This is a genomic window from Acetobacterium sp. (genome assembly GCF_036508315.1).
Taxonomy (GTDB): Bacteria; Bacillota; Clostridia; order Eubacteriales; family Eubacteriaceae; genus Acetobacterium.
The window spans coordinates 1-8,802 of record NZ_DATCHP010000052.1 but is presented as its reverse complement, the minus strand read 5'-3'; the positions used below and the strand labels follow the sequence as shown (position 1 = coordinate 8,802).

Genomic DNA, 8,802 nt, shown 5'->3' with positions numbered 1-8,802 from the left:
GTTTGAAGTGCCATTGTAGGTCCGCCAAAAGCATAAGCCGCGTTTAGCTTATCGTATCCGGATTTGTCGTTAACATAAACATATGTATCCCGCATGAGGGAGGTTACCTTGATCTTGCTGTGCTCATAGTCAGCGCTGGCAATCATAATGGTATCTGTTCGGTCACCTTCAACATCGTCCCGGCCGTCAACACCAAAAACAGCAACATTAACAATTTTGTGTTGCTTGGCCATAGCAGCAGCATCGCTACTGATACCGTACTGATTCAGGTTTCCCTGGAGATCACTGTTGACATTCCCCAGGAAAAATGCGTTAACCGCAAAACCAGTAATCGAAAGTATGATCACAAGCATAATGATGGTTTTAAAGAATTTTTTAAACCCATGATGTTGTTTGCTTTTTTTCGACTTTTTGCGATTTGCCGGTGGAGGAGATTCCAATCGTCGATTTTCCTGTCTTGAATTCTCTTTCGGCTGTGGTCTAGAAGTGGGGGTGCGTCTATTTTCTATAACACTTTTTTTTCGTTTGCTCAATATTGATACCTCATTTGGAAATTCCTCACAAAATAAAAAACAGTGTGAAGATGTGCAGATTTAAAGACTTGTGATAGAGCATAGGTGCAATTAAATTTGGAAATGAGTCGCTTATCCTGAAAATGTTCAGTTTAAGTTTATCATTATACCATACTTGTAAATAAAATGTAAATAATTATGGTCAAGAAGAAATATCAGGGGAATATAAAATCTTATTATACATTTTACAAAATCTTTGTTATAATAGAAAATAGTGTTATACATCTAAATTGAAATAACAGGAGTGGGACTAAATATGGTAAAAGAACCGGAACTCAGTGGTAAGAATGAGTACTTTGAATATGTTGAGTCGAGAATTGAAGATTTAGAAAAGCTGATATTAAAAAAGGATGATGAGTTAAAATCTCTGATTTTAAAAACTGTAGGTAAAGAAACACCTCAATCCGGGGGCAGACCACGTCGAGATAAGGTTCTCATTAAAGGGAAGGGAAATTTTGAACGTGTGTTTCAGGATATTAAGGAAGAAGAAGAACGATTGCTGAAAAATGAAGGGACAACCCCTGAATATAAGGCTGAAGATCTGAACGAACAATTGACAAATATCGAAAAACGGGAAAAAATGGTTCAGGAAATGTTAGACTCTCTTGGAACGGCTCTTAACATTTTGAAACAGCGTCATGAGGAAGTCAATCGCAAGGAAGAAACCCTTAATCGTGAGTATAAAAAGCTCCAGGAGATTGAAGCTTTTTACCAAAGTTCAGGTGGAATAGATAAATTGGGAGCAACCTTTAATAATCTTTCTTTGGATAAAGGAAGTTCCAGGGATAACAAAAAGACTTCCAAGAGAAAAAACAGCAAGGAGTGATTCGATGAAATTAAGTCTGAGAAAATGTTGGAGCTTGCTGATTTTTGATATCATTGGTTTAGCGCTTTCAGGTTATGCTTTTTTATTGGCGTATCAAGTGTTAATGACACTTCCGAATGCCAGTATCTTTATTATTTTAATGGGGATTTTTGTGGCTATTAAGGTTGTCATAATGGCATTGTATGATTTAAATCGAAATTTACTGCTAAAAAATATTCCATTTATTGCTGCACTTATTTCGGTCATCGGCAATGGGATTGTCTTTGGTATATGCTGGTATCTTTTACCGGAGGTACCCTTATCATTTTTCATTGGCCTTACTATTTTTGATTTCATTATAGTATTAATTTGCCATTCACTATGGTGGGTCCTCATTGGTAAAGATGATGAAAAAGATGAAAAAGATGAAAAAGATGAAAAAGATGACGATGAAAGAGCTGAGAAAAATGAAGAAGTGGCGAAAATCGTTGAGACAAAAGAAAGTTCTGGAGATCGTAAAACATGGCTAACTCATTCTGATGAAGAGTCGGAATATGACAGTATTTTTACGACTCTTTTAGAAAACGAAAAAAAAGGATCACAAAATAGTCCTGAATCCGCGAAACCAGGAATCATTGAGAATGAGAAACGCTACCAAACCAGCGAGTTTTTAAAGGATATCAAGCTGAGTCTGGCAAAAAACATGGAAGAACCAAAGCAAAGTGCGGAGACAACGGCTGTGCCTGTGACTCCGATTAATTCATCGGAACCCAAACCGGTAGAATTACCAAACTTGGAGAAAACAACGGTTCCTAAAGCAACAGTGCATGAAGAAGTGCCAATTATCGAGGAGACAGTAGTCCTTCCCTTGATCACAACTCCGGTGTTGGAAGAACTTGGGCAAGAGGTGCAACCACAAAAAAAAACAGTGAACATGAAAGAATTATTTAAAAATCCACCCAGTGTTGAAAAAGGCGATGAAAGTATTGAAAACGACAACCTGCAATCTAAGCCACCGACGACCGATGAAACTTCGAAAAAAAAGACTGCATTGTCGGAAGACGTTCATCTTGAAAATGAAGATGATTTTCTCGATATTGAGCTGCGATTGGGAACCCTCTTTTGTGAGATTGAAAAATCCATGGAAGAAACCCATTTTTTACAGGGTGCGGTGTCAGACTTTCATGATGCCATAGAAACCTATACTCCGATCACCGGAGATGAAAAAATCATTGCCACTGGAAATTTAATTCGTGAAAAGCTTAAAGCTATCATCGATAAGCAATTTGTGGTGGATGAAGTATTGGATGATCTCATTCGTTTATCCAAACTTATTAATAATCGAATAGACGATCTTGATGTCATTGAAGCCGGACTTAATCAGAGAAAAATGAATCTAGATAAAAAAGAAGTGTCAATTGCGGATCAACAAAGTAGTACTGTTGCAGATACTGATATTAAGATTATGCCCGAAGAAGTCATACTTGAAAATCTTGAGTCTGAATTTATTATTGCAGAAGGCGATTACGAAACCATTCGAAAATATCTGACAGAAAATCCGGAAAAATGACAGTCAATAACTAAATATAAGCAGCCATCTTTCATAAAAGATGGCTGCTTTTTTTGGGCGATTAGGGTTTTGTTTTCGGGTGTTTTACAGGATGAAATGGAGTAGTCAACAGGGTATCGTGCATTGGTGCGGATTTTTAGTTCTAAATCAATTGAATTATGAAAGGTGAGGCTCAAATGACCTTGGGTGATTAAATATTTTATTGCGGATTTTCAACAAAAATGATATACTGCATACTGTATTAAAGCGGGTGTATTGAGTAAAGATGCACCCAAATATTATATTAGGAGGAAAAGAAATGAAAAGAATCGCAAAGCTCGGTGTTTTATTATTTGCAGTCGCAATAATTTTTTCACTTGCTGCCTGTTCCAGCGGAACAACAAAAACAAGTGACGCAAAAACATATGTGATTGCAACAGATACCACATTCAAACCATTTGAGTTTGAAAATGACAAAGGTGAACGTGTTGGTATTGATATTGATCTCTTAGCCGCAATTGCTGCAGATCAGGGATTTAAATATGATCTTAAAGCAGTCGGATTTGATGCTGCTCTCGGAGAAGTAACGTCAGGTCAAGCCGATGGCATGATCGCCGGTATGAGTATTACAGATGCAAGAAAAGCTACATTTGATTTCTCTGATCCATACTTTGATTCAGGTGTCGTGATGGCAGTATCATCAGGGGATAACACCATAAATTCATATGCAGATCTTTCCGGAAAAAAAGTTGCTGTTAAAAATGGCACTGAAGGCGCAACCTTTGCAGAATCCATTAAAGCGCAGTACGGATTTGAAACAGTTTCATTCCCGGATTCAGCCAATATGTATGAAGATGTGAAAGCTGGAAATTCTGCAGCATTATTTGAAGATTACCCAGTAGTTGGAGATGCCATTGCCAGTGGTGTGACACTGAAAATAGTTGGTGAAATGCAAAAAGGAAGCTCTTATGGATTTGCAGTATTAAAGGGAAAAAATCCTGAACTGATTAAAATGTTTAATACGGGATTAGCCAACTTAAAAGCTAATGGCGAATACCAAAGGATTCTTGATACCTACATCAAAAAATAATCTGTCAGTAATAATTTATCCTATTGTTTAATTAAGTCATCTGTCAGCAGAAAGCTCTGCTGACAGATGACTTCTCTAAGTTATCCAATAGTCTTTACTCACGAGTGAGTAAAGACTATTGGATAAATAGATCCATTATAAAGGAGTTTTAAGTGAGTATACCAGAACTGATTATACAAACCTGGCCACGGCTTTTAGCAGGCCTTGGAATGACTGTTCAATTGACCATAATGTCCCTAATTATTGGGGGAACCCTTGGTCTGATATTTGGTCTTTTATCGGTATCAAAGAAAAAAACTTTGCGGGCAATCGCACTTGTTTACGTTGATATTGTTCGCGGAACACCATTGATCGTACAGGCATTTTTTATATACTTTGGAATTCCAGCTGCGCTGGGAATACGATTAGATCCTAATCTAGCAGGGATTATTACCTTGAGCCTCAATGCCGGAGGGTATCTGGCAGAAATTTTCAGAGGTGGCATTGAATCCATCAGCAAAGGACAAATGGAAGCAGCCCGCAGCCTTGGCTTACCTTACGGAATGGCCATGCGCAAAGTTGTTTTGCCCCAAGCCGTTCGCACCATGACACCAGCCCTGATTAATCAATGTATTATTACGCTGAAAGATACATCCATTCTTTCAGTTATTGGAATTCAAGAGCTGACCCAAACCGGGAGATTGATTATTGCCAATAACTATCAGACCTTTGAAATGTGGACGATTATTGCGGTGATGTATTTTATTATCATCATGATTCTAACTAAAATATCAAAACGTATTGAAAGGAGAATGTCCTATGGGAAAAGTAGTAATTAAAAGCTTGAAAAAGAGTTTTGGTGACCTGGAAGTCCTGAAGGATATTAATCTGGAGGTATCCGAAGGGGAAGTGATTTGTATTATCGGGGCATCCGGTTCCGGTAAAAGTACACTCCTCCGTTGCATTAATGCTCTTGAAGATGCCAGCAGCGGAACCGTCGAGGTTGATGGCCATGACATTACCGGAGCCCATGCCAATATTAACAAATATCGTCAGGATATAGGCATGGTTTTCCAGCAATTTAATCTTTTTCCTCACATGACGGTGTTACAAAATATTTCTTTTGCACCATCCTCTCTTAAACTAAAGACAAAAGCAGAAGCACAAGCCAGGTCCATGGCGCTTTTAAAACGGGTGGATCTTGAAGAAAAAGCCAATGTTTATCCTGAACAGCTTTCAGGTGGACAGCAACAGCGTGTGGCCATTGCCAGAGCCTTGGCTATGGATCCGGATGTCATGCTTTTTGATGAGCCGACTTCAGCTTTGGATCCTGAAATGGTGGGCGAAGTTCTGGCTGTTATGAAGAAACTTGCCCATGAAGGAATGACCATGATTGTTGTCACCCACGAAATGGGTTTTGCCAAGGAAGTGGCTGATCGGGTGATTTTCATTGATGAAGGGTATATTGTTGAACAAGGACCACCAAAAGAAATCTTTGAAAATCCGAAAAACGAGCGGACCATCAATTTTTTAAACAAAGTTTTATAAATAACTGCTGTCTCTTGCCTGAGGCGGCTTTTTTTTGCCTTTTTTGGAATTTGCACTGGTAATTATCTAAAAATACGGGTATTATTAGATAAAAGCATAAAGGAGGAAATAAACATGACAATATTGAAAAACAAGGTGATTGCAGGTGGGATTTTTGTAAAAACAAAGGTTCAGGAAAACAAACTCAGAACCGTGGCTCTGTTTTGCATGATTTTGGTATTAGGTAGTTTTTTTCTTCCTTTTATGAGTGCAAAAGCTGATGTATCACTTACAGGGGTCATGGATAATACGGTGAATGTAATAACCCCTCAAAATGACATTCTTACTTTGAACCTTGGTGATTTTGTTCTCCAGAAGCCCATTGATAATATTAAAGTTTTCAATATACCGCTGGGAGAGGTGAAAATATTTAACCAGTCCCTACTGACTATTCTCAGAAACCCAATTCCCGATAAAGGAATTATAAGTAATATCGATCAAACTTTATCCAGTTCAGCATTAAATTTTCTCATTGATCCTAAAATCCATGAGGTGATTTCCACAAAACTTGCAATGGGTGATCAGATTAATATTATTCTCACAGATACCTACAACATACTTCAAGAGGCAAAAAGTGTCGTAGGCGCGGTAAATAATGTGACCATTCAGGCCCGGGATTCCATGGCTCAGGTTAATGCCGCCATGGCAACCATGGATGGTTATAAAACCACTGCCAATATCATTGTTTTTCTTTTATTCACCCTGGGGTTGGCAATGATCTTCCTTCTATTATATAAGCGTGCCCCTGTGGCGATTGCCATAGGACTTTCAAGTTTCCTTTTTCTTATATTTGCCGGGGTTGGCATTGGCGTAACAGCTGCTAACAACCAGATTAATGCCCAGCTTGCGGCCCTGACAGCACAAATCAATAATGGCATTGTGGAAAACCTCCGGTCAATACTTACAGAAACCCTGGGGGATATGGGAAATTTCATTGCCAATTTTATAGCTACCCGAGGAAATTTCCTGTATATGAACTTTTATATTCAATTGGAGGTCGGGTATTGGCTGATTTTACTGGGCCTGGGTGGAACTTTGATATTAACCATTCTGGTGGCACGACAAAATAAGAAAAATAAGAGCCCGGAACAAACAGAGATTGATGAAGCAAAGTCTGATGAAATAATAGCGGTAACAGAAATTGAAGAAATAAAGTCTGATGAAATTGAAGATAAAGATGCGAGGAATACTAAAGCATAATTCCAATTAAAAAAGGCAATCGCAAATTTGCGATTGCCTTTTTTAAAGTTTATTCAACTAATTGTGAAATTGAAACGCTTTTGGTATGCTCAATGGGTTCCCAGATTTCAATGGGTTTAATGAAACATACAACGTTAATGGGAATCCAGGACACAAGGTAAAGCCAAAAGGAAATGATGGAAATATTATTGACCTGTTTAATTTTTTTACCTTCCAGCCACAGTATCATAGCAGTGAAAATCACACTGAAAATCAGGCCGCCAATAGAAAAAAGTATGGAAAAGCTCAAGGCACTCGACCAAATACTGGTGGTAACAAGGAGCATGCCCAAAATGATAAATGAGCAAATAGTATAAATACAGGTGAGAACCTGGACAAAAGGTGCAATCAGGAAGATAAGCATGTCCATGGCACATTTATTTTTATCTTTTCTAAAACAATCAAATAATTGTTGGGAATATATCCCAAAGCATTGAATAATGCCTGTAGACCAGCGCTTACGCTGGGACCAGGATTGCTCAAAGGTAAGAGGATGTTCATCAAAGGTGACGGCTTCCGGCACCCAAGCCACACGGTAGCCTTTAATCACACATTGGATGGTAAATTCAATATCTTCGGTGAGGCTGAATGTTTTAAAGCCTTCTTTAACAACATCTGCATGTACCATGAAGCCAGTACCATTTAGCGTTGCTGACCAACCCAGTTTATGACGCGACAGATTCAGAAAACGGTTCAGCGTCCAATAGAATACTGATTGACATCCGGAAACCCATGAATCATCAGGATTTTTACTATCACGGTAACCTTGGGCAATTTTTTCTCCAGAGGCAAGGGCATTATTCATTGAAGAGAAAAAGCGTTTATCAACCAAATTATCAGCGTCAAAAACACAAAAAGCATCATAGACATCATTTTTTCTAAAAATATGATCGAAAAATTGGGAAAGGGCATCACCTTTGCATTTTACTTCAAAATTGCACTTCATAATTTTTGCACCATGGGCAAGAGCAACCCCCTCGGTATTATCTGTACAATTATTGGGGATCACGTAAATGTCAATGAGCTCTTGTGGATAATCCTGCTGATGCAGACTCTCAATCAGATTACCAATGACGAATTCTTCATTTCGAGCAGCAATGATGGCAGCCATGCGATGCTTTGGTGGTGCCGGAGTATATTTATTATGCTTAGAATAGCCAAATAATCCTAAAACTAAATTGTAGGTCCCATAAATAAAAAAGGGAATGCCTAAAATAAATAATAGTGTAAAGATTTGTGAAACCATAGTTGTTCTCCTTTTCAGTCTTTTGAAATGTTACACTTCAAGAGCACAACCACCACGAATGTTACATTTCATGGTGGTTGCTTTGTCCATGCTATTGATTGCTTAAATTTAGCTTATTATATCACTAAAAAGAGTAATGATCAAGAAAAGAGCATGGTTACTGAAAACGTAATCACTGAAAATTTAAGGCAATCTAAAGGTTTGAACGTGTTTTAAATCCCGTATGTCGCCTATAAATCCTTTTTAATGATATTTGTTCGTGGAATCTCATGTTTCTGGATATTTGATAAGTAGCCCCACAGCATGATGAGTCCTATTGGCCAGATTAAAAAAGACCAGAGAGCTATCCAAACATTTGAATAATAAAATGGTTTTTTTTCTGACATTTCTTCCTTGATGTCGGCATCCTGCAGATCTGATTGATCTAATTTTTGTGCACACATTGTTCTTACCTCCTTAATGTATAGAATTGATCTTATATGATTATTACCCATAAATCGCTGAGAATCAACATATTTCAATAATTAAAGTTTAATTTATAAATGAGTTTCCTCAATGCTTTCTTCCAAATTCTCGTTTTTCTCAAATTGAGAATTATAAAGTCTGGCATAGAATCCGTTGGCTTCAATCAGCGCCGCATGGGTACCCTGTTCCACAATGTCACCATTGTCCATGACCAAAATAAGATCGGCATTTTTAATGGTGGACAAACGATGGGCAATCACAAAGCTGGTT

At 38.0% G+C, this 8,802-nt stretch carries 10 protein-coding genes; 6 read left to right on the top strand and 4 right to left on the bottom strand.

Translation table 11 applies throughout. The annotated features are described in order from the left end of the window. Positions 1-440: LCP family protein (locus VIK44_RS06595; RefSeq protein ID WP_331553057.1), on the bottom strand; the 440-nt coding region annotated here is incomplete at its 3' end. Positions 441-828: 388 nt separating this feature from the next. Here VIK44_RS06595 and VIK44_RS06590 point away from each other — a divergent pair. The 6 genes from VIK44_RS06590 to VIK44_RS06565 all read left to right on the top strand — a co-directional run bounded on the left by VIK44_RS06590 (position 829) and on the right by VIK44_RS06565 (position 6,782). Beyond that, positions 829-1,398: a hypothetical protein gene (locus VIK44_RS06590; RefSeq protein ID WP_331553056.1), complete on the top strand. Its 570-nt coding sequence runs from the start codon at positions 829-831 to the stop codon at positions 1,396-1,398. A gap of 4 nt (positions 1,399-1,402) precedes the next feature. After that, positions 1,403-2,947 (top strand): hypothetical protein, encoded by a 1,545-nt coding sequence (locus VIK44_RS06585; protein ID WP_331553055.1) that lies wholly within the window; start codon positions 1,403-1,405, stop codon positions 2,945-2,947. A 298-nt stretch (positions 2,948-3,245) separates the two neighbouring features. Continuing rightward, positions 3,246-4,016, top strand: coding sequence for a transporter substrate-binding domain-containing protein (locus tag VIK44_RS06580; RefSeq protein ID WP_331553054.1), 771 nt, complete (start codon positions 3,246-3,248; stop codon positions 4,014-4,016). 152 nt (positions 4,017-4,168) lie between these two features. Next, on the top strand, positions 4,169-4,834 hold the full coding sequence (locus tag VIK44_RS06575) for an amino acid ABC transporter permease (protein WP_331553053.1): 666 nt from the start codon (positions 4,169-4,171) through the stop codon (positions 4,832-4,834). Further along, the gene (locus VIK44_RS06570; RefSeq protein WP_331553052.1) at positions 4,815-5,543 is read left to right on the top strand and encodes an amino acid ABC transporter ATP-binding protein; all 729 of its coding nucleotides are present in this window, start codon (positions 4,815-4,817) and stop codon (positions 5,541-5,543) included. Before VIK44_RS06575 ends, VIK44_RS06570 begins: the two co-directional genes overlap by 20 nt. A gap of 114 nt (positions 5,544-5,657) precedes the next feature. After that, positions 5,658-6,782 (top strand): hypothetical protein, encoded by a 1,125-nt coding sequence (locus VIK44_RS06565; protein ID WP_331553051.1) that lies wholly within the window; start codon positions 5,658-5,660, stop codon positions 6,780-6,782. A gap of 49 nt (positions 6,783-6,831) precedes the next feature. Here VIK44_RS06565 and VIK44_RS06560 read toward each other — a convergent pair whose 3' ends face one another. The 3 genes from VIK44_RS06560 to VIK44_RS06550 all read right to left on the bottom strand — a co-directional run. Further along, a complete protein-coding gene (locus VIK44_RS06560; RefSeq protein ID WP_331553050.1) occupies positions 6,832-8,067 on the bottom strand; it encodes a glycosyltransferase family 2 protein in 1,236 nt (411 codons plus the stop codon). A gap of 230 nt (positions 8,068-8,297) precedes the next feature. Beyond that, positions 8,298-8,510 carry a hypothetical protein gene (locus VIK44_RS06555; protein ID WP_331553049.1) on the bottom strand — a complete coding sequence of 71 codons (213 nt, stop codon included), beginning with the start codon at positions 8,508-8,510 and terminating at the stop codon, positions 8,298-8,300. A 93-nt stretch (positions 8,511-8,603) separates the two neighbouring features. Then, on the bottom strand, positions 8,604-8,802 hold a 199-nt coding region (locus tag VIK44_RS06550; protein ID WP_331553048.1), incomplete at its 5' end, for a hypothetical protein.